Raw genomic sequence first — 19,961 nt, forward strand, 5'->3', positions numbered from 1 at the left:
TTGAAGAGTGACGGGTATAACAGGAGCGGAGTCATGCAATACAACACGTTAGGAAATACAGATCTTCGGGTGTCCCGCCTTTGTCTGGGCTGTATGACATTCGGCGAGCCGAGTCGCGGCAATCACGCCTGGACGCTTCCCGAAGAGAGCAGCCGTCCCATCATCAAGCGCGCCCTTGAGGGCGGCATTAACTTTTTTGATACCGCCAACAGCTATTCCGACGGCAGCAGCGAAGAGATTGTCGGCCGCGCGCTGCGTGATTTCGCCCGGCGCGACGAGGTGGTGGTAGCGACGAAAGTCTTCCATCGCGTCGGCGATCTGCCGGAAGGATTGTCCCGCGCGCAAATCCTGCGCTCTATTGACGATAGCCTCACCCGTCTGGGAATGGAGTATGTCGATATCCTGCAAATCCACCGCTGGGATTACACCACGCCGATAGAAGAAACTCTGGAAGCGCTAAACGACGTGGTGAAGGCGGGTAAAGCCCGCTATATCGGCGCTTCCTCAATGCACGCCTCACAATTTGCCCAGGCGCTGGCGCTACAAAAACAACACGGCTGGGCGCCGTTTGTCACCATGCAGGATCACTATAACCTGATCTACCGCGAGGAAGAGCGTGAGATGCTACCGCTGTGCTGGCAGGAAGGCGTCGCCGTGATTCCGTGGAGCCCGCTGGCGCGCGGGCGCTTAACTCGCCCCTGGGGAGAAACCACGGCCCGGCTGGTCTCGGATGACGTGGGCAAAAATTTATACGCTGAAAGCGATAAAAATGATGCGCAAATAGCGGAACGGCTGGCTGGCGTCAGCGAGGCGCTTGGCGCAACGCGAGCGCAGGTCGCGCTAGCCTGGCTGCTCAGTAAACGAGGCGTCGCCGCGCCGATTATCGGCGCTTCGCGTGAAGAGCAGTTAGATGAGTTGCTGAATGCCGTTGATTTAACGCTCAAACCGGAGCAGATTGCTGAACTCGAAATGCCGTACAAACAGCATCCGGTGGTGGGATTTAAATAATCTGCCATTGCCCGATGGCGCGGCGCTTATCGGGCCTGCGAAATCGACATATTGTTCGGGGATAGGCCGGATAAGGCGTTTACGCCGCCATCCGGCAACCCCTTTAAATAATACCGAGCGGCCAGTGATGACCGATAAAATACAGTATGCCGGCGGATATCACCCCGGCGACGATATCATCGATCATAATCCCCATGCCGCCGTGCACGTTGCGATCAAACCAACGGATCGGCCAGGGTTTCCACATATCCAGAATGCGGAAAATAACGAACCCGGCAGCCACCCACTGCCAGTCCGTCGTCGGCAACGCCATTAGCGTTATCCACATACCGATAAATTCATCCCAGACAATACTGCCGTGGTCGTGTACGCCCATATCTTTCGCCGTCTGATGGCAAAGATAAACGCCAATGCAGATCCCAAACATCACGACCAGCGAATAAAGCTGCCACGGCAGAAACGTCATCAGATACCAGAAGGGGATCGCCGCCAGCGAGCCCATCGTGCCCGGCACCACGGGGCTCAGCCCGCTGCCAAAGCCGGTAGCGAGCAGATGCCACGGATTGCGCAAATTCAGGCGGCTTTTCGCAACATCTTTATGGCGTGGCAAAATGGTCATATCCTTTCCAGTCGAAGGTGACAGGCATTCCGTCACGTACAAAATTCAGCCCTTCAATATCTGCGCTCATTTGGCCTATGCAGGTAAAGGGAACACCCAGTTGACCAATGGCGACATCCAGCGCGCCACGGTTCAGTTCCGGCACCGTAAAGCACAGCTCATAGTCTTCGCCGCCGGAAAGCGCCCAACGCAGCGCCTGCCCGTCATCAACATGGCGCATCATCGCATCGGATTTTGGCAACGCATCAACATCCACTCTTGCCCCACAGCCGCTGGCCTTGACGATATGCCCCAGATCGGAAATCAGACCATCGGAAAGATCGATAGCCGCGCTGGCGATGTCACGCAGCGCCTGGCCGTGTAAAATACGCGGCGTCGGGCGTAAATGCCGTTGAATTAAATAGTGAGCATCGGTCTCCTCCGACACCTGTAGCCGGTTTTGCAAAACCGCCAGCCCGGCAGCGCTGTCGCCCGGCGTACCGGTGACATAAATCCAGTCGCCCGGCTTCGCGCCAGATCGCTTGAGCGCGCGCCCTGCCGGGATATAACCGTGGATTCCCAGCGTCATCGACAGCGGGCCGCGCGTGGTATCGCCGCCAATGAGCTGCATGTCGTAGTAATCCAGTTGTTCAAACAGGCTGTCGCTGAACGCAGCAAGCCACGCCTCATCGACATCAGGAAGCGTGAGCGCCAGCGTTAACCATGCCGGATCGGCGCCCATCGCGGCCAGATCGCTTAAATTCACCGCCAGCGCTTTATACGCCAGATCGGCAGGATCGATATCAGGTAAGAAATGGATGCCCGCCACCAGCGTATCGGTACTGATCGCAAGGGTCTGCTTTTCAGGAATATTCAGGAGCGCGCAATCGTCGCCAATACCGGTTTCAACATCAAGACGAGAGCTTCTTACACGGTCAAAATAACGGGCAATCAGGGAAAACTCGCCACATGCCATACGTTATGCCTCAGCAGAAAAAAAGAAAAGGCCGGAGACGGCGGGTATCGAGCGCCCGCTATCTTTCCGGCCTGTGAATCACTTTTTGTTGGGACGAATCACCGGAGCTGCTTTATCCAGTACGCCGTTGACGAATTTGTGGCTGTCTTCAGCGCCAAAGGTTTTCGCCAGTTCAATCGCTTCGTTGATGGCCACTTTATAAGGCACATCGCTGCGTTTTGACAGCTCAAACAACGCAATACGCAGCACGGCTTTTTCAACCTGTCCCAGCTCTTCAAGCAGGCGGGACAGATACGGTTTCATTAAACCATCCAGGTACGCGCTGTTAGTCGCCACCCCGGATAGCAGTTCACGGAAATAGAGAACGTCGACGTCTTTTACGTCCTGTTCCGCCAGGAACTGGTATTCAACATCAGCGATGTCGTTCTGGGACAACTGCCAGGAGTAAAGCGCCTGGACGGCACACTCACGGGCGCGGCGACGAGCAGCAGGTTTCACGGAATTCCCCTTACAAAAAATCAGGCCTTAATGGCTTTCAATACATTAATCATTTCAAGCGCGGTCAGCGCAGCTTCTGCGCCTTTATTACCGGCTTTTGTACCAGCACGTTCGATGGCTTGTTCAATACTCTCGGTGGTCAGAACACCAAAGGCTACCGGCACGCCGCTGTCCTGGGCAACGCTTGCCAGGCCATTACTGGCGCCGCCTGCCACATATTCAAAGTGCGCAGTCCCCCCGCGAATCACGGTTCCCAGCGCAACCACGGCGTCGTATTTACCGCTTTTCGCCAGCGCTTCGGTCGCCAGCGGCAGTTCATAGGCGCCAGGCACCCACACTACGGTAATATTATCATCTTTTACCTGACCAATACGCGTCAGGGCATCAACCGCGCCATCCAGCAGGCTGTCGTTGATAAACTGATTGAAACGCGCAATAGTGATGGCGACACGAGCGTCAGGGGCTGCAACGTTAGCTTTAATAATGTTCATATTCTCTCTTCCAGGGTTCATTTGGCCCCGCAGGGGGGCGGATTTTATCATAATAATTTGAGCGCTGCTCCCCTTTCGACGGGAGAACTCATGCGCTCACCATATGCAGGCAAACATCCGGGCCGACATGACGTATTTCGCTGAAGGTAAATTGCGGCGCGTCGGCGAGCTTCTCAAGCCCCGGCAATTCGCATAATCCCCGCGCCTGGGTTCCCAACAATTTAGGCGCGACATAGACAATCAGTTCATCCACCAGCCCGGCTTGCAACAACGCGCCTGCCAGTCCCGGTCCGGCTTCAACCCATATGCTATTAATCTGCTGCCTGCCTAACTGCATCATCAGCACAACCAGATCCAAATGTCCGTTGTGCGCCGGCACGCTGATAGTACGAACCGAATCGGGCCACGCGCGGCTATCTTCCTGGGTACGCGCAATCCACGTTTCGCCAGGCTGCTGCACAATACGATGCGCAGGCGTTACCCGGTTTTGGCTGTCGATAACAATTCGCACCGGCTGGCGCAGATTTTCCTGCGGGTAAGACGCCTGCGTAGAGGCGTCTAACTCCGCCCAACGCACCGTCAAGGCCGGATCGTCAGCCAATACCGTCGCGCTACTGGTTAAGATAGCGTGGCTTTGCGCACGCAAGCGCTGAACGTCACGCCGGGCCTGCGGCGAGGTGATCCACTGGCTTTCGCCGCTGGCCATCGCCGTCCGTCCGTCGACGGAGGCGCCCAGTTTAAGCTGAAGATAAGGGAATCCGGTACGCATCCGCTTGAGGAAGCCTTTATTGAGCGCCTCCGCTTCACTCATCATTAACCCGTGGCTGACCGCAATACCCGCCTGTTGCAGGCGATACAGCCCGCGCCCGGCGACCTGTGGGTTCGGGTCCTGCATCGCGGCGACCACGCGCGCGACGCCGGCCGCAATCAGCGCATCACAACATGGCGGCGTTCGCCCATGATGGCTACAGGGTTCAAGCGTGACATAGGCGGTTGCGCCTTTGGCTTTTGCGCCCGCCATCCGCAGCGCATGGACCTCGGCGTGCGGCTCTCCGGCGCGATGGTGATAACCTTCGCCGACGATATCGCCATTGTTAACAATGACACAGCCGACATTAGGGTTCGGGTGAGTGGTGAAACGTCCACGCTGCGCCAGTTTTAGCGCCCGCGCCATGTAAAACTCATCCTGCATGGCTTAGTCCTGTAGGCGAGCGATTTCTTCGCCAAAGTCTTTGATATCTTCGAAACTGCGATAGACGGAGGCAAAGCGAATATACGCGACTTTATCGAGTTTTTTCAGCTGCTCCATGACCAGGTTGCCAATCATCTTGCTGGGAACTTCACGCTCCCCAGTGGCACGTAATTGTGACTTAATATGGTTCAATGCCATTTCAACATCATCTGCGCTGACGGGTCTTTTTTCCAGCGCTCTCAACATGCCGCTACGCAGCTTATCCTCATTAAAGGGTTCGCGCACATCGTTGCTTTTTATCACGCGCGGCATGACCAGTTCAGCCACTTCAAAGGTCGTAAAGCGTTCATTACACACCAGACACTGCCGACGGCGGCGCACGGACGAGCCCTCGCCTACAAGACGAGAGTCAATGACTTTGGTATCTACGGCGAAACAAAATGGGCAATGCATACGGCGTCCTGACCAGATGATTTAGGAAATGTTATTTTACCCTGAACTGGCGCGACAACAAAGGCGGAGCGCTTTTGAGATAAAGGATCGGTGCCTTTGTGCGTATAGCGCACTACCATTACGCTATCGAACCATGAAGGAAATGCTCGACATGACAAGACGTTACCTAAGAATTCTCCTGGTGGGAAGTCTCTTGAGCCTGACCGCCTGCGCGCCGCAGAGCGAAGTTCGCCAGATGCATCAAAGCATTAGCACCCTGAATAAAGAGATGACCCAACTGAATCAGGAAACGGTAAAAATTACCCAACAAAATAAGCTGAATGCGGAGTCAACCCGCGGCGTCTATTTGTTGCCTGGCGCCAATACGCCTGCCCGGCTGGAGAGCCAGATCGGTACGCTACGTATGACGTTGCTGGAGATTACGCCTGTCGCAGACGGCGCTCACGCAACGTTACGCATTCAGGGCGAGTCCCGCGATCCGCTGCCGGCATTCAGCGCTACCGTAGAGTACGGGCAAATTCAGGGCACTACGGAGAACTATCAGGAGGTGAATGCACAGAGCCTTCTGGTAAATGCCCCTACCAGTTTGCTGGCGCCCAGTGATGTCAATATTTCGTTACCGTTGAAGGGGATCACACCGGCGCAGTTAGGCTTCATTCGCATCCATGATATTCAACCTGTTAATCAATAAACGTTCTGGCGGAGCGTTTTGTGCGTTCCGCAACATCCCCCGCGCGACTTTTGTTGCCCTACTGACATTTCCGTCATTTATGACATGGATTGGTAATATTCATGAAAGATAGTACTGTCGCCGCGCCTAAAATGCGCAAACGTGAACGCAATCGATTACGTAAATGATAGATATGTGAAACAAGACATATTTTTGTGAGCAATGATTTTTATAATAGGCTCCGCAGAAACACGAAATATTTAGAAACGCAAATTGCGTTCTTTTCACTCCCGCAAGGGATTTCAAACAGTGGCATACATATGAAAAAAACTTTACTCGCAGTCAGCGCAGCGCTGGCGCTCACCTCATCTTTTACTGCTAACGCAGCAGAAAATGATCAGCCGCAGTATTTGTCCGACTGGTGGCACCAGAGCGTAAACGTGGTAGGCAGCTACCATACCCGTTTCTCGCCAAAATTGAACAACGACGTCTATCTGGAATATGAAGCTTTTGCCAAAAAAGACTGGTTTGATTTCTACGGCTATATCGATATTCCCAAAACCTTTGATTGGGGTAACGGCAACGATAAAGGTATCTGGTCCGACGGTTCTCCGCTGTTCATGGAAATCGAACCGCGTTTCTCGATTGATAAGCTGACCGGCGCAGACCTGAGCTTCGGCCCGTTTAAAGAGTGGTATTTCGCCAACAACTACATCTACGATATGGGCGATAACAAAGCCAGCCGCCAGAGCACGTGGTATATGGGTCTGGGGACCGATATCGACACCGGCCTGCCGATGGGCCTGTCGCTGAACGTGTATGCGAAATATCAGTGGCAAAACTACGGTGCTTCCAATGAAAACGAATGGGACGGCTACCGTTTCAAAGTGAAATACTTCGTCCCCATCACCGATCTGTGGGGCGGTAAACTGAACTATATCGGCTTTACCAACTTTGACTGGGGATCTGATTTAGGCGACGATCCAAACCGTACCAGCAATTCCATCGCTTCCAGCCATATCCTGGCGCTGAACTACGATCACTGGCACTACTCGGTCGTTGCGCGTTACTTCCATAACGGCGGACAGTGGCAGAATGGCGCAAAACTGAACTGGGGCGACGGCGATTTCAGCGCGAAATCTACCGGCTGGGGCGGCTACCTGGTCGTGGGTTACAACTTCTAAACCTGCAAAAAAGGCCAGAGGTCGCCCTCTGGCCCGTTTCGGGCGCATGCTGCCATCCGGCGGCGAGTCGCGCCCACTTCACATTACTTCCGGCGATGCCACCAGCCTAAAAACAGACCTGTCGCAATCCCGACCAGCGTTGGTGCCGCCAGATCGTGCCAGATAGTAATGCTCAACTCTGTGAGCGTCATATTGCCGCCTTTGTTGCAATGGCAACGGTTCGCGGCTATCCTCAACTTGTCTAGGGTCAAGTTAGCCCCCGTAATGTTGCCGGTGAATACCGAGCAATGTGCGGGGGTTTTCTCTTTCCAGCGACAAGGCCACCGGGGATCAAGCCCCCGCAACATTGCGCCTCACCGGGTTGCCCCGGCTTACCGCTGATTCTACTCTGCTCGCCAGTATCGGCAGGACTTAAAAACAAAAAAATCCCAACCTTGCGATCGGGATTCCAGTGACAATGTATGCGTTACAGGACGTTTGGGGCTGGCGACAAACTCCGGGGCTGAAAAAATGTCAGATTGCATCCGACCTACGAAAACCAATAGTTCATTTATATTGCGGATTCCGTTGGGTGGAGCGAAGCGTAACCTAACATTCAACAGCACCAACAACTTTGTCAGCAGCCTGCTTATTTCTTTTTGTTCATCATCGCTTTCAGATCGGCAAACGGGTTATAAGTCGCCTCGCCGACATCTTTTTGCGCATCTTCCCCAGCAATGACCGTCGAACCGTACTGATCGGCTTCGGTATATTTAGAATGCTCGTGATCGTGGCAGTAGAGGCACAATAGCTCCCAGTTGCTGCCGTCTTCCGGGTTATTGGTGTGGTCATGATCGATATGATGCACCGTCAGCTCACGCAGATTTGAATACACAAACTCACGAGAACAACGTCCGCACACCCACGGAAACAGCTTCAGCGCTTTTTCACGATAGCCGCTTTCCAGGCGCGCATAGTTTTTGGGGATGATAGCCATAATCAACAGGTACCTGAATAATACAAAGGGTTATGCGCAGTTTCCCGCGAAGCCGGGCTTTTAGCAATGATTCTGTGCAACTTATATATCCAGGTAAGGAAGGCTATTTCAGGCAAACTGATGACCAATCAACCCGTTTTACAAGCGTTGGAGGTATCGCTATCACATCTTACGGCATTTTTTCGTGCTCGACTTTACGCAAAAAATCACGCAAAGAACGGTCGATTGTTTCACGAAATCGCCGGTTAAGCGGAGTAATTTGTAAACAGCGATCGAGGCGAAAACACCGATAGTCTTCCCGTCTCTCACACCAGGCAACCAGTAGCCAGTGCTCTCCCCAGAAAAACAATCCCAGAGGTTGTATATCCCGCGAAGAGAGATGCCCCGCTTCATCACGATAATGTAGCGCCAACACCTGCTGCGCCGAAACAGCCTGATGGATAAGATCAAACGCGCTGCGCGAATGTGGAGATGTACCCAAATCCGGAGCGTAAATCCGTGTCTGCTCCGCTTTACGACGGCTCTCTTCCGGTAAAATAGCCAACACTTTTTCCTGGGCGGATTCAAGCTCGCGCGATAGCGAATCGCCGCCCCAGGTTTTCAATAACCGTATAGCCACCATCAGTGCTTCCGATTCACGATGGGTAAGCATCAAGGGCGGCAGATCAAAACCCGCCATTAAACGGTATCCGCTCCCCGCTTCACCTTCGACAGGCACACCGGATAACGACAGATCGCGAATATCGCGATAAATCGTCCGTTCAGAAACCGCAAGCCGCTGTGCCAACAGCGCTGCCGTCGTCAGTCGTCTACCCCGCAAAATTTGCACGATCTGAAACAAACGGTCAGCGCGTCTGGTCATATTGACTCTCTACATTTAGCAAATATCACGCAGGTTGATGTAAACCTATTCGGTTACTTTCGCTGTCAATAAACAACGCGATAGTTCCAATGTCATCTCCGGGAACCATGGGTTCCAGAACACACTTGCCACCGGCAAGGACGACACGTTCAATCGAGGCTAACAAATCGGCGGTATGCAGATAAATAACGACTCCCTGCGCAACTGGAGCGACATCATCCTGCTTTATCAGCGCTCCGCCGGGTCCGGGTTCAGCATACGGGAATACGGCCAGGTCCGCCCCATCCATGGTTTCCCGACGTAACGATATCTGCATCACTTGCTCATAAAAGGCGATTGCACGCGCCATATCAGTAACTGGAATTTCAAACCAGTTAATCAAGTTTTTCATACATCCTCCTGCGTGTGTGGGTTAATTCATGAGGAGTGTATGACAGGGCTCCTGACAGCATACCGTCAGTAATGTTTATCGTCATGGTACATAAAAAAAATCCCGATCGCATGACCGGGATTCAGATAACACTTAAATACGCGTTTACGGCAGAATGGACGGCTGATCCGCCCCTTCTTTTTCGACTTTCTGCTGCAGCATATGCTCGCGCTTCATACCGAGTTTCAGCGCCAGCGCCGATGCGACATAGATAGAAGATGCCGTACCAATAGAGACACCGATCAGCATCGTCAGCGAGAAGCCTTCCAGTACCGGACCGCCGAAGAGGTACAGCATCAGAATTACCACTAACGTCGTACCGGAGGTAATCAACGTACGGTGTAGCGTCTGGGTCAGCGACACGTTAAAGATTTCGTAAGGCGTCCCGCGACGGATTTTGCGGAAGTTTTCACGAATACGGTCGGAGACCACGATGCTGTCGTTCAGCGAGTAACCGATCACCGACATCAACGATGCCACAATGGTCAGGTCAATCTCGATATGGAAAAGCGACAGTATCCCCAGCGTAATGATCACGTCGTGCGCCAGAGCGATGACCACCCCTGCCGCCAGTCGCCACTCAAAGCGGAAACCGACATAAACGAGGATAGAGATCAACGCCACCAGCAGCGCCATAGCGCCGGTTTGCGCCAGATCGGCGCCCACGCTTGGCCCCACGAATTCAATACGCTTCACGGCCGCGTTCTGGTTGGTGGCTTCATTAATGATCGTCACCACTTTGCTACCCAGTACCTGACCGCCGGTTTCACCTTCGGTTGGCGGCATACGCACCATAATGTCGTGACTGCTGCCAAAGTTCTGCAACTGCGGCTCTTCATAGCCCGCTTTTTGCAGCGCTTCGCGCATCACGTCCATTTCAGCCGGTTTTTCCAGCGTGATTTCAATTACCGTGCCACCGGTGAAATCCAGCCCCCAGTTAAACCCGCGTACGCCCATAATGACAATGGCCGCGATCAGCAACAGCCCGGAGATGCCGAATGCCCAGAAGTCCCAGCGCATAAAGTCATAGACTTTACGGCCGTGGTTTAGTTGTTCAACAGTGTATTCCTGTGCCACATCGCACTCCTCAGATTGACAGCTTAGTGACGCGCTTGCCGCCATATAGCAGGTTTACGATAGCACGCGTACCGATAATCGCGGTAAACATCGACGTCGCCACACCGATACCGGTCGTAATCGCGAACCCTTTAATTGCCCCGGTACCGACAGCATACAGAATGATGACTTTAATCAGCGTCGTGATGTTCGCATCGAAGATGGAACTGAACGCGCCGGCATAGCCTTCGTTTATCGCCTGCTGTACCGTGCGGCCATTACTCAACTCTTCTTTGATACGTTCGTTAATCAGAACGTTGGCGTCGACCGCCACCGCAAGGGTTAACACGATACCCGCAATCCCCGGCATACTGAGCGTTGCCCCCGGCAACAGCGACATGATACCGACAATCAACACCAGGTTAGCCACTAACGCGCTGGTCGCAATCAGACCAAACTTCTTATAGAAGAAGATCATGAACAGGATGGAGACCACCAGACCGGCCAGACAGGCTTCCAGGCCCTGCTTAATATTTTGCATACCCAAAGTCGGGCCAATGGTGCGCTCTTCAACGATCTGAATCGGCGCAATCAGGGCGCCCGCACGCAGCAGCAACGAGAGCTGACGCGCTTCGTTCGGGTTGCTGATACCGGTAATACGGAAGCTGTTACCCAGCCGGGACTGGATGTTGGCAATGTTAATCACCTCTTCCTGTTTCACCAGTACGGCGCGACCGTTAGCGTCTTTCTTACCGCTGTCTTTATACTCCACAAACAGGGTCGCCATCGGTTTGCCGATATTGTCCTTAGTGAAGTTAGACATGATATTGCCGCCTGCGCTATCCAGCGAGATGTTAACCTGCGGTTGGTTATATTCATCCTGGCTGGACGTCGAGTCGGTGATATGGTCGCCCGTGAGGATCACGCGTTTGTACAATACCACCGGCTGACCTTCGCGGGTCTGTTTCACTTCGGAATCGCCCGGTACGCGCCCGGCAGCAGCGGCGGCCTGGTCAACGTTGGTATTCACCAGACGGAATTCCAGCGTCGCGGTCGCACCGAGAATTTCTTTCGCGCGAGCGGTATCCTGGATACCCGGCAGCTCAACCACAATACGGTCTGCGCCCTGGCGTTGTACGACAGGCTCCGCGACGCCCAGTTGGTTAACACGGTTACGCAGAATATTAATGTTCTGCTGAACGGCGTATTCACGCGCTTCGCTCAGGCGCGCATCGGTCATTACCGCGCGAAGTTGATTACCGCTCTGGCTGGAAATCACCAGGTCACGATGACGCGGCGTCAGATAGGCGATCGCCTCATCACGCGCTTTGCTGTCACGGAACGTGATGCTCAACCCATAATTATTTTCTTTACGAACGGTGGTATAAGGAATGCCTTTTTCACGCAGATCGCTGCGCAGGCTATCGATATTTTGTTCCTGGAGTTTACCTAACGCGGTATCCATATCCACTTCCATCAGGAAGTGAACGCCGCCGCGCAGATCAAGACCGAGCTTCATCGGATCGGCGTGAATAGCCGCCAACCAGCGCGGCGTAGCCGGCGCAAGGTTAAGCGCTACGACATATTTATCCCCCAGCACGCTCATCAGCGCTTCACGGGCGCGTAGCTGGGTATCGGTGGTGTCGAAGCGCGCAAGAATAGCGCCCTCTTCCAGTGCCACAGACTTAGCGGGAATTTTTTCTTCTTGTAACGTTTTCTGGACCTGGATCAGCGTTTGCTCACTGGCGGCGACGCCGCGCACGCCAGTGATTTGAACAGCCGGATCCTCACCATACAGGTTGGGAAGTGCGTAAAGCAGGCCGACGATAATCACGACGACCAGCATGATGTACTTCCACAAAGGATAACGGTTTAACACGGCAGTTCCTTTTGGGAAAACGAAATATTACAGCGCCTTCATGGTGCCTTTCGGCAGAACGGCAGCTACGAAGTCACGTTTGATAACCACTTCCGTGGTGTCATTCAGCGCGATGGCAATGTAGCCGGCTTCCGCTACTTTGGTCACTCGACCGACCAGACCGCCATTCGTCAGAACTTCATCACCTTTCGCAATGGAGTCCATCAGCTTTTTGTGCTCTTTGGTGCGCTTCTGCTGCGGGCGCAGGATCATGAAATAGAAAATCAGACCAAACACCACCAGCATTAAAATCAGAGACATCGGGCTGCCCTGCGCCGGAGTACCTGTTGCCGCTACCGCATCAGAAATAAAAAAGCTCATTCAAATTCCCTCATTATTAAAATTAATCAACGTTCAAAGGTGGAACGGGTCGCCCCTGACGTTGGTAAAACTCGGTTACGAAGCTCTCTAATTTACCCTCTTCAATAGCCTTGCGTAAACCCGCCATCAAACGCTGGTAGTAACGCAAGTTATGAATGGTATTGAGACGCGCACCTAATATTTCGTTGCAACGGTCGAGATGATGCAAGTAAGCGCGTGAATAATTGCGACAGGTGTAGCAATCGCACTCGGCGTCAAGCGGGCTGGTGTCGCTTTTATGCTTTGCATTACGAATCTTCACCACGCCGTCGGTCACAAACAGATGACCATTGCGGGCATTTCGCGTTGGCATGACACAGTCAAACATATCAATACCGCGACGCACCCCTTCCACCAGATCTTCCGGTTTACCCACGCCCATCAGGTAACGCGGTTTGTCAGCCGGGAGCTGCGGGCAAACGTGCTCCAGAATGCGGTGCATATCTGCTTTCGGCTCACCGACAGCCAAACCGCCGACAGCGTAGCCATCAAAGCCAATCTCTACCAGACCTTTCACCGAGATATCGCGTAAATCTTCGTAAACGCTGCCCTGAATGATGCCAAAAAGCGCATTCTTATTGCCAAGGCTATCAAAACGGTCGCGGCTACGCTTCGCCCAACGCAACGACATCTCCATCGAGCGTTTAGCATAGTCCCAGTCTGCCGGATACGGCGTACATTCATCAAAGATCATCACGATATCGGAACCGAGATCGTACTGGATCTCCATCGACTTTTCCGGATCGAGGAAAATCGGATCGCCGTTGATCGGGTTACGGAAGTGCACGCCTTGCTCGGTAATCTTACGAATATCGCCGAGGCTGAAGACCTGGAAGCCGCCGGAATCGGTGAGAATCGGCCCTTTCCACTGCATAAAATCGTGCAGATCGCCATGCAGCTTCATGATTTCCTGACCCGGGCGCAGCCACAGGTGGAAAGTGTTGCCGAGAATAATCTGCGCGCCGGTCGCTTCCACTTCTTCCGGCGTCATGCCTTTCACGGTACCGTAAGTACCCACAGGCATAAAAGCAGGCGTTTCCACTACGCCACGATCAAACACCAGACGACCGCGACGCGCACGACCATCGGTGGTATCTAACTCAAATTTCATTATCACTCCTGCGTCAGAAAAACAGTCCGACGTTTAACGATTCGCTACGGAATGATTCCATAGCTAATAAATTCCCGAAGGCGTCATCGGCGCAGCCAGTTTGGGGTCGACCAGCGCACAACCACCGGAGCGTACACGCAGTACGTGAGGATGGCGAGCACTGCCCGGCGTCAAAATGGCAAGTGAGATAGCCTTCTTACGGACGCTCAGAAATAGCCCGCGGATTGTACGTGATAAACATCGCGTCCCCGTAGCTAAAAAAGCGATATTTTTGTTCTACCGCAGTCTTATAGGCATTCATGGTGTGTTGATAACCGGCAAATGCGGAAACCAGCATAATCAACGTCGATTCCGGCAGATGGAAGTTGGTGATCAGCGCATCAATCACTTTGTATTGATAACCTGGATAAATAAATATTTGCGTATCGCCGAAGAACGGCTCTATCAAATCGCTTTTTGCCGCCTGCGCCGCGCTTTCCAGTGAGCGTACCGAGGTGGTGCCGACCGCAATCACCCGGTTGCCGCGCGCTTTCGCCGCCAGCACCGCGTCGACCACCTCTTGCGGCACCTCAGCATATTCGGAGTGCATGATGTGATCTTCAATGGTATCGACACGCACCGGCTGGAAAGTGCCCGCGCCGACGTGTAGCGTAACAAACGCCATTTCGACACCTTTCTCACGAAGCGCCGCCAGCAGCGGCTCGTCAAAGTGCAGCCCGGCGGTCGGCGCGGCGACGGCGCCCGGTTTTTCACTGTAGACCGTCTGGTACAGTTCGCGGTCGGCGTCCTCGTCCGGACGGTCGATGTACGGCGGCAACGGCATATGGCCGATGGCGTTGAGAATATCCAGCACCGGACGCGGGTCATTAAACTCAACTTCAAACAGAGCGCCGTGACGCGCAGTCATAGTCGCATGAATACTTTCGTCGTCGCCCAGCAGCAGTTCCGTGCCCGGTTTTGGCGCTTTAGAAGCGCGAATATGCGCCAGGATGCGTTTATCATCGAGCATACGTTCGACCAGCACTTCTATCTTGCCGCCGCTGGCTTTACGGCCAAAGAGCCGCGCCGGGATCACGCGGGTATTATTGAAAACCAGCAAATCGCCAGGGTTGAGCTTATCGAGCAGATCGGTGAAAGTACCGTGCGTCAGCGCGCCCGTCGGCCCCTCTAATGACAGCAAACGGCAGCGACTGCGTTCCGGCTGTGGGTAGTGGGCAATCAGGGATTCGGGTAGTTCAAAGGAAAAATCGGTAACGCGCATGACTCTGACTCAGACTAAAATAAGAGGCGGGTAGTCTAGTGCCGGGGCGTTCCCGCTGCAACCGTTACCCGCTTTTTGGACAGAGAATCAATAATGAATTTTCTTGCTCACCTGCATCTGGCGCACCTTGCCGACAACTCGCTTTCCGGTAATCTTCTGGCCGATTTTGTCCGCGGTAACCCGGCAACGCATTATCCTCCTGACGTGGTAGAGGGTATTTATATGCATCGGCGTATTGACGTCATGACCGACAACCTGCCGGAAGCTCGTGAGGCGCGAGAGTGGTTCCGCCATGAAACGCGGCGCGTGGCGCCCATTACGCTGGACGTCATGTGGGATCATTTTTTATCGCGCCACTGGACGCAAATCTCCCCTGATTTTCCACTTCAGGCGTTTGTCGGTTACGCCCATGCGCAGGTCGCGACGATTCTGCCCGACTTCCCGCCGCGCTTTGTCAACCTGAATGATTATCTTTGGTCAGAAAAATGGTTAGAGCGGTATCGCGATATGGATTTCATTCAAAACGTGCTGAATGGCATGGCGAATCGCCGTCCCCGGCTGGATGCCTTGCGTGATTCCTGGTACGATCTGGACGCGCACTACGACGCGTTAGAAGAGCGCTTCTGGCATTTTTATCCGCGTATGATGGCACAGGCCGCCCGCAAAGCGCTGTGACGGCCTGATAGCGAGGGCGTGCGTCAGATCCGCCGTTGGCAGAAAGATCGTTCGCTGTCATAAAAGGGTCATCATTACGATTTATAATGACCCGATCGATAGGCAAAAGCTGTCTCATTGATTGTCAAGACCGCATTGTTTTGTCGCTTCGCCCTCCCTATACTGCCCGCGTTGCGTTCTAAAACCCTTAATATTGCAGGAGAATTATTATGGTACTGGTTACTCGTCAGGCCCCGGATTTCACCGCTGCGGCGGTACTGGGTAGCGGTGAGATTGTTGATAAATTCAACTTCAAACAGCACACCAATGGTAAAACGACCGTTCTGTTCTTCTGGCCGATGGACTTCACTTTTGTTTGCCCGTCTGAGCTGATCGCCTTTGATAAACGTTATGAAGAATTCCAGAAGCGCGGCGTTGAAGTGGTCGGCGTTTCTTTCGACTCTGAGTTCGTCCACAACGCATGGCGTAACACCCCTGTCGATAAAGGCGGTATTGGCCCGGTGAAATACGCAATGGTCGCCGACGTGAAGCGTGAAATTCAGAAAGCTTACGGTATCGAACATCCGGACGAAGGCGTTGCGCTGCGCGGCTCTTTCCTGATTGATGCTAACGGTATTGTTCGCCACCAGGTCGTAAACGATCTGCCGCTGGGTCGTAACATCGACGAAATGCTGCGTATGGTCGACGCGCTGCAGTTCCACGAAGAGCACGGCGATGTCTGCCCGGCGCAGTGGGAAAAAGGCAAAGAAGGCATGAACGCCTCTCCGGACGGCGTGGCTAAATACCTGGCTGAGAACATTTCCAGCCTGTAAGTCAGTGCATTGATAAAAGGCTCGCAATCGCGAGCCTTTTTTATGCGTGAGGTGTTACGAACCACCTCGCCTCAACGATTCATCCATACCGTCGCGGAAATCGCGGGTAAACTAAGTCTTCCCTCACGGATGTCACCGCTTCCCGTTTTACATTGCCATCCGGCCACGTTCAGCAACGGCAACGCTTCCAGCGCCACTTCACAGGCCTCGCCCCGGTTAATAGCCACCAGCGCCCGCTGCTGCTGATAAACTCGCACGAATACCACTACGTCACCTTCGGCATACAGCGCCTGGCATCCGCCACGACGCAGCGCCAGACTGCGCTGACGCAGTTTCGCCATACGCTGGTACAGCGCCAGCAAGTTGCCGTCCTGCTTGCGTTCATCCCACGGGAACGGTTTGCGGCACATGGGGTCATTTGCGCCGTCCACGCCGACTTCATCGCCGTAATAAATACATGGCACGCCGGGCCAGGTAAACAGCCAGACCACCGCCAGCGGCAGGCGCGCCGCGTCTTTACCCAGCAGGGTTTTAAAGCGCGCAGTATCATGGCTGTCGAGTTGATTAAACATGCGCAGTTGTTGCTGATGTGACAGCCCGGCGCGGTAGTTATCCATCCACGCGATACAGGTCCGGGCATCAATATGCTGTGGTTCGTAAGCGATATCAGTATTGGCGAGAAATCCCCATAGCGGGAAGGTGAAGCCGCGATAATTCATGGCGGCATCTTCCGCATCGGCCTGTAGCCACTGCCGCGCATCGCCGAAATGTTCCCCTACAATATAGGCTTCAGGCTGCGCCTCTTTTGCCGCCCGGGTAATGCCGGCGACGTGCTGCAAATTGTGGCGCGCCCCGCCCGCCTCGCCCAGCATATGTACGACATCCAGCCGCCAGCCGTCCATATTCCACGGAGCCTTTAGCCAGTGACGAACGATACTGTCCTCACCGCGATAGATCTCATCCACCAGCGTTTCTGATTGATAATCGAGTTTCGGCAGGCTCGGATAACCCAGCCAGTCCAGCGCCACGCCTTGTGGTGAAAAGGAGTACCAGTCGCGCCACGGCGAGTCTGGGTGATGGCACGCGCCGCCAGTGCTGCGGTTATGCCTGTCAAACCACGCATGCGAGTCGCCGCTATGATTAAACACGCCATCCAGCATCAGCCTCATGCCCTGCGCCTGGGTTTCACGCCGCAGGCGCAGCAGCGCCCGATCGCCGCCAAATTGCGGATCGACATGGCGATAATCTTCCGTGTCGTACTTATGGACGCTCGGCGCGGTAAATACCGGATTCAGATATAGCGCTGTGACGCCCAGTGTTTTCAGATACGGCAGCTTCTCACAAATGCCATTCAGACAGCCGCCGTAAAAGGTGGAACCGCCCGCCTGGGGGGTTAAAGGATCGTCCCAGTCGCGCAGCACAATCTCCTGACCTGCGGCATGATGGTAATACACCCGGTCCTGATCGGCTTCACGCGTCGCGCTGCGGGCAAAACGATCCGGGAAGATCTGATAAAAAATTTGATCGGCGACCCACTGCGGTCCGCTATCCGGCACATCAACGGCAAATTGTTCCAGACGCGCCGGTGGGAAGCGGTTAAATCCCTGCGGCGTAAACCAAAGCTGGCGGTCGTGCCAAAGCAATTTAAAGCTGTAACGGCGACAGGGTTGCCCTAACGCGATATTGAGCGTCGCTCGCCACGCCGTCACGCCCGGCTGCGGCTGGCGGCGCTGTTTGCGCATCGCCAGTGAGATTTCTTCATTATCGAATTCTGAGCGCAACGTCACGCGAGACGGCGGATTTTCTCCGCTCAGCCACAGCGTAATGGTTAATTTATCGTTATGTTGCTTCACAAATGGGGCAACCGGTAAGTGCCAGGCATTCAACATCTCGTATCCCCTCTACTGAAAATGGGGCCACCTTGCCACAGAGATTTAAAGGATAACTCATCATCCAGGGGTTTATTAGGGGAGGAGGCTCCAGGAGGAGAAGCGGCTCCGCTTATCCGGTCTACCGTTGCCTGCAGACCGGATAAGGCAGAGAAAAACGACTACGCCTGCGCCAATTGACGGTCGCGACGGCGTTTAAATATCCAGCCAATCAACAGCAGAACTATCCAGGCGAAGCCCACATACAGTGAGATGCGGGTATCCGGATGGTAGCCGATAAGCGCAATAATGAAGACCAGGAAAATCAGACCCGCTATCGTCGTTACGACACCGCCCGGCACCTTAAATTTCAGCGCTTTTACCTCTTCCGGCGGTAAACGACGGCGGAAGGCGATTTGTGACAGCAGGATCATAATCCATACCCATACCGTCGCAAACGTCGCCAGCGAAGCAATCACCAGGAAGACGTTTTCCGGCATGATGTAGTTCAGGTAAACCGCAAACAGCAGCGCAATCGTCATCACCAGCACAGTGACCCACGGAATACCACGGCGTGACGTTTTGGCAAAGATTTTCGGCGCGCTCCCCTGCTCCGCCATACCATGCAGCATACGGCCTACGCCAAACACATCGGAGTTGATAGCGGAAAGCGAGGCGGTCAATACCACAAAGTTCAGAATGCTGGCGGCAAAGGTAATCCCCATATGCTGGAACGTCAGCACAAATGGGCTGCCGTTTGTGCCGACCTGATTCCACGGATAGATAGACATAATGACGAACAGCGTGCCGACATAAAATACCAGGATACGCATCGGTACTGAGTTAATGGCGCGCGGAATGGATTTCTCCGGGTCTTTCGCTTCCCCGGCGGTGATACCGATAATCTCAATCCCGCCATAAGCGAACATCACCATTTGCAGCGACATGATCATTCCCAGCCAGCCATTGCTGAAGAAGCCGCCGTTGCTCCACAGGTTATGAATGCCGGTCGGCTGCCCGCCGTTGCCAATTCCCCACACAATGATGCCGATACCCGCGACAATCATGATAATAATGGTGGCGACTTTGAAGAAGGAGAACCAAAACTCCAGCTCGCCGAACACCTTGACGCTCATCAGGTTGATGGCGCAAATGATCAGCACCACGCTAAGTACCCAAATCCAGTGCGGCACGGCGGGGAACCAGACCCCCATATAAATGCCGAACGCGGTCACGTCGGCAATGGCGACGATCAGGATCTCAAAACAGTAGGTCCAGCCGGTAATATAGCCCGCAAGCGGGCCGAGGTTTTCCTGCGCATAGCGCGAAAATGAGCTAGCGGCAGGGTTGTGAACGGACATTTCCCCCAATGCGCGCATAATGATATATGCCGCGACCCCGCCAATAATATAGGCCAACAGCACGCTCGGCCCCGCCATTTTGATGGCGTCCGCCGAGCCGTAAAACAGGCCGGTGCCGATTGCCGAACCTAATGCCATAAAGCGAATGTGCCGGGTGCTCAGCCCACGCTTTAGCTTATTATTGCTTTCCATCAATTTCTG

The 19,961-nt window shown here is 54.0% G+C and carries 22 protein-coding genes and 1 pseudogene; 6 read left to right on the forward strand and 17 right to left on the reverse strand.

Annotation, left to right across the window (positions count from 1 at the left end; translation table 11 throughout):
• Positions 1-33 precede the first annotated feature (33 nt).
• Together J4685_RS14665 and J4685_RS22770 are read left to right on the forward strand one after the other, a co-directional pair.
• Positions 34-1,008 carry an aldo/keto reductase gene (locus tag J4685_RS14665; RefSeq protein WP_001199868.1) on the forward strand — a complete coding sequence of 325 codons (975 nt, stop codon included), beginning with the start codon at positions 34-36 and terminating at the stop codon, positions 1,006-1,008.
• 7 nt (positions 1,009-1,015) lie between these two features.
• Positions 1,016-1,104: pseudogene (locus J4685_RS22770) on the forward strand (hypothetical protein); the annotation flags it as partial.
• 7 nt (positions 1,105-1,111) lie between these two features.
• Here the strand turns inward: J4685_RS22770 and pgpA are convergent.
• From pgpA to nrdR, 6 genes are all read right to left on the reverse strand, one after another.
• Positions 1,112-1,627 (reverse strand): phosphatidylglycerophosphatase A, encoded by a 516-nt coding sequence (pgpA, locus tag J4685_RS14670; protein ID WP_000154063.1) that lies wholly within the window; start codon positions 1,625-1,627, stop codon positions 1,112-1,114.
• Positions 1,605-2,582, reverse strand: a complete 978-nt coding sequence (gene thiL / locus J4685_RS14675) for a thiamine-phosphate kinase (protein WP_000752136.1) — start codon at positions 2,580-2,582, stop codon at positions 1,605-1,607. Before thiL ends, pgpA begins: the two co-directional genes overlap by 23 nt.
• 78 nt (positions 2,583-2,660) lie before the next feature.
• Positions 2,661-3,080 (reverse strand): transcription antitermination factor NusB, encoded by a 420-nt coding sequence (nusB, locus tag J4685_RS14680; RefSeq protein ID WP_000801129.1) that lies wholly within the window; start codon positions 3,078-3,080, stop codon positions 2,661-2,663.
• Positions 3,081-3,100: 20 nt separating this feature from the next.
• Entirely contained in the window at positions 3,101-3,571 is a 471-nt protein-coding gene (ribE, locus tag J4685_RS14685; RefSeq protein ID WP_001021372.1) for a 6,7-dimethyl-8-ribityllumazine synthase, read from the reverse strand.
• Positions 3,572-3,659: 88 nt separating this feature from the next.
• Positions 3,660-4,763 (reverse strand): bifunctional diaminohydroxyphosphoribosylaminopyrimidine deaminase/5-amino-6-(5-phosphoribosylamino)uracil reductase RibD, encoded by a 1,104-nt coding sequence (ribD, locus tag J4685_RS14690; protein WP_001150218.1) that lies wholly within the window; start codon positions 4,761-4,763, stop codon positions 3,660-3,662.
• Between the two features lie 3 nt (positions 4,764-4,766).
• Positions 4,767-5,216 (reverse strand): transcriptional regulator NrdR, encoded by a 450-nt coding sequence (gene nrdR / locus J4685_RS14695; RefSeq protein WP_000543533.1) that lies wholly within the window; start codon positions 5,214-5,216, stop codon positions 4,767-4,769.
• Positions 5,217-5,367: 151 nt separating this feature from the next.
• Here nrdR and J4685_RS14700 point away from each other — a divergent pair, with 151 nt between their 5' ends.
• Positions 5,368-5,907 carry a DUF3251 domain-containing protein gene (locus tag J4685_RS14700; protein ID WP_000198487.1) on the forward strand — a complete coding sequence of 180 codons (540 nt, stop codon included), beginning with the start codon at positions 5,368-5,370 and terminating at the stop codon, positions 5,905-5,907.
• 299 nt (positions 5,908-6,206) lie between these two features.
• Entirely contained in the window at positions 6,207-7,070 is an 864-nt protein-coding gene (locus J4685_RS14705; protein WP_000752019.1) for a nucleoside-specific channel-forming protein Tsx, read from the forward strand.
• Positions 7,071-7,153: 83 nt separating this feature from the next.
• On the opposite strand, the gene J4685_RS14710 is transcribed toward J4685_RS14705, so the two are convergent.
• The 9 genes from J4685_RS14710 to queA form a co-directional block, all read right to left on the reverse strand.
• Positions 7,154-7,261, reverse strand: coding sequence for a type I toxin-antitoxin system toxin Ldr family protein (locus J4685_RS14710; RefSeq protein ID WP_000176312.1), 108 nt, complete (start codon positions 7,259-7,261; stop codon positions 7,154-7,156).
• Positions 7,262-7,698: 437 nt separating this feature from the next.
• Complete coding sequence (gene yajD / locus J4685_RS14715; RefSeq protein ID WP_000974818.1) at positions 7,699-8,046, reverse strand: HNH nuclease YajD; 348 nt, start codon at positions 8,044-8,046, stop codon at positions 7,699-7,701.
• Between the two features lie 169 nt (positions 8,047-8,215).
• On the reverse strand, positions 8,216-8,908 hold the full coding sequence (locus J4685_RS14720; RefSeq protein WP_000198318.1) for a helix-turn-helix transcriptional regulator: 693 nt from the start codon (positions 8,906-8,908) through the stop codon (positions 8,216-8,218).
• Positions 8,909-8,933: 25 nt separating this feature from the next.
• Entirely contained in the window at positions 8,934-9,299 is a 366-nt protein-coding gene (locus J4685_RS14725; protein ID WP_000793036.1) for a VOC family protein, read from the reverse strand.
• 144 nt (positions 9,300-9,443) lie between these two features.
• Positions 9,444-10,415, reverse strand: a complete 972-nt coding sequence (gene secF / locus J4685_RS14730; RefSeq protein ID WP_000046629.1) for a protein translocase subunit SecF — start codon at positions 10,413-10,415, stop codon at positions 9,444-9,446.
• Positions 10,416-10,425: 10 nt separating this feature from the next.
• Positions 10,426-12,273: a protein translocase subunit SecD gene (gene secD, locus J4685_RS14735; protein WP_000934811.1), complete on the reverse strand. Its 1,848-nt coding sequence runs from the start codon at positions 12,271-12,273 to the stop codon at positions 10,426-10,428.
• A 27-nt stretch (positions 12,274-12,300) separates the two neighbouring features.
• Positions 12,301-12,633 carry a preprotein translocase subunit YajC gene (gene yajC / locus J4685_RS14740; RefSeq protein WP_000007635.1) on the reverse strand — a complete coding sequence of 111 codons (333 nt, stop codon included), beginning with the start codon at positions 12,631-12,633 and terminating at the stop codon, positions 12,301-12,303.
• Positions 12,634-12,655: 22 nt separating this feature from the next.
• On the reverse strand, positions 12,656-13,783 hold the full coding sequence (gene tgt, locus J4685_RS14745) for a tRNA guanosine(34) transglycosylase Tgt (protein WP_000667307.1): 1,128 nt from the start codon (positions 13,781-13,783) through the stop codon (positions 12,656-12,658).
• A 196-nt stretch (positions 13,784-13,979) separates the two neighbouring features.
• The gene (gene queA / locus J4685_RS14750; protein ID WP_001266531.1) at positions 13,980-15,044 is read right to left on the reverse strand and encodes a tRNA preQ1(34) S-adenosylmethionine ribosyltransferase-isomerase QueA; all 1,065 of its coding nucleotides are present in this window, start codon (positions 15,042-15,044) and stop codon (positions 13,980-13,982) included.
• Between the two features lie 93 nt (positions 15,045-15,137).
• Between queA and acpH the strand changes: the two genes are divergently transcribed.
• Together acpH and J4685_RS14760 are read left to right on the forward strand one after the other, a co-directional pair.
• Positions 15,138-15,719 carry an ACP phosphodiesterase gene (gene acpH / locus J4685_RS14755; protein ID WP_001009851.1) on the forward strand — a complete coding sequence of 194 codons (582 nt, stop codon included), beginning with the start codon at positions 15,138-15,140 and terminating at the stop codon, positions 15,717-15,719.
• A 209-nt stretch (positions 15,720-15,928) separates the two neighbouring features.
• Complete coding sequence (locus J4685_RS14760) at positions 15,929-16,531, forward strand: peroxiredoxin (RefSeq protein WP_000244731.1); 603 nt, start codon at positions 15,929-15,931, stop codon at positions 16,529-16,531.
• Positions 16,532-16,602: 71 nt separating this feature from the next.
• Here the strand turns inward: J4685_RS14760 and malZ are convergent, their stop codons facing one another.
• Both malZ and proY read right to left on the reverse strand, forming a co-directional pair.
• A complete protein-coding gene (gene malZ / locus J4685_RS14765; RefSeq protein WP_000930701.1) occupies positions 16,603-18,420 on the reverse strand; it encodes a maltodextrin glucosidase in 1,818 nt (605 codons plus the stop codon).
• Positions 18,421-18,581: 161 nt separating this feature from the next.
• Positions 18,582-19,952, reverse strand: a complete 1,371-nt coding sequence (gene proY / locus J4685_RS14770) for a proline-specific permease ProY (RefSeq protein WP_000445556.1) — start codon at positions 19,950-19,952, stop codon at positions 18,582-18,584.
• Positions 19,953-19,961: the final 9 nt, after the last annotated feature.

It is taken from the genome of Salmonella sp. 32100201201700099SM, from assembly GCF_017572645.1.
Lineage (GTDB): Bacteria > Pseudomonadota > Gammaproteobacteria > Enterobacterales > Enterobacteriaceae > Salmonella > Salmonella enterica.

What these genes read in the sequence shown, in the direction of transcription:
- nrdR (WP_000543533.1), bottom strand. Translation starts at nt 5,216, where the DNA reads ATGCATTGCCCATTTTGTTTCGCCGTAGATACCAAAGTCATTGACTCT.
- malZ (WP_000930701.1), bottom strand. Translation starts at nt 18,420, where the DNA reads ATGTTGAATGCCTGGCACTTACCGGTTGCCCCATTTGTGAAGCAACAT.
- J4685_RS14720 (WP_000198318.1), bottom strand. Translation starts at nt 8,908, where the DNA reads ATGACCAGACGCGCTGACCGTTTGTTTCAGATCGTGCAAATTTTGCGG.
- acpH (WP_001009851.1), top strand. Translation starts at nt 15,138, where the DNA reads ATGAATTTTCTTGCTCACCTGCATCTGGCGCACCTTGCCGACAACTCG.
- tgt (WP_000667307.1), bottom strand. Translation starts at nt 13,783, where the DNA reads ATGAAATTTGAGTTAGATACCACCGATGGTCGTGCGCGTCGCGGTCGT.
- thiL (WP_000752136.1), bottom strand. Translation starts at nt 2,582, where the DNA reads ATGGCATGTGGCGAGTTTTCCCTGATTGCCCGTTATTTTGACCGTGTA.
- queA (WP_001266531.1), bottom strand. Translation starts at nt 15,044, where the DNA reads ATGCGCGTTACCGATTTTTCCTTTGAACTACCCGAATCCCTGATTGCC.
- ribD (WP_001150218.1), bottom strand. Translation starts at nt 4,763, where the DNA reads ATGCAGGATGAGTTTTACATGGCGCGGGCGCTAAAACTGGCGCAGCGT.
- yajD (WP_000974818.1), bottom strand. Translation starts at nt 8,046, where the DNA reads ATGGCTATCATCCCCAAAAACTATGCGCGCCTGGAAAGCGGCTATCGT.
- J4685_RS14725 (WP_000793036.1), bottom strand. Translation starts at nt 9,299, where the DNA reads ATGAAAAACTTGATTAACTGGTTTGAAATTCCAGTTACTGATATGGCG.
- J4685_RS14760 (WP_000244731.1), top strand. Translation starts at nt 15,929, where the DNA reads ATGGTACTGGTTACTCGTCAGGCCCCGGATTTCACCGCTGCGGCGGTA.
- pgpA (WP_000154063.1), bottom strand. Translation starts at nt 1,627, where the DNA reads ATGACCATTTTGCCACGCCATAAAGATGTTGCGAAAAGCCGCCTGAAT.
- proY (WP_000445556.1), bottom strand. Translation starts at nt 19,952, where the DNA reads ATGGAAAGCAATAATAAGCTAAAGCGTGGGCTGAGCACCCGGCACATT.
- J4685_RS14705 (WP_000752019.1), top strand. Translation starts at nt 6,207, where the DNA reads ATGAAAAAAACTTTACTCGCAGTCAGCGCAGCGCTGGCGCTCACCTCA.
- ribE (WP_001021372.1), bottom strand. Translation starts at nt 3,571, where the DNA reads ATGAACATTATTAAAGCTAACGTTGCAGCCCCTGACGCTCGTGTCGCC.
- J4685_RS14665 (WP_001199868.1), top strand. Translation starts at nt 34, where the DNA reads ATGCAATACAACACGTTAGGAAATACAGATCTTCGGGTGTCCCGCCTT.
- J4685_RS14700 (WP_000198487.1), top strand. Translation starts at nt 5,368, where the DNA reads ATGACAAGACGTTACCTAAGAATTCTCCTGGTGGGAAGTCTCTTGAGC.
- J4685_RS14710 (WP_000176312.1), bottom strand. Translation starts at nt 7,261, where the DNA reads ATGACGCTCACAGAGTTGAGCATTACTATCTGGCACGATCTGGCGGCA.
- yajC (WP_000007635.1), bottom strand. Translation starts at nt 12,633, where the DNA reads ATGAGCTTTTTTATTTCTGATGCGGTAGCGGCAACAGGTACTCCGGCG.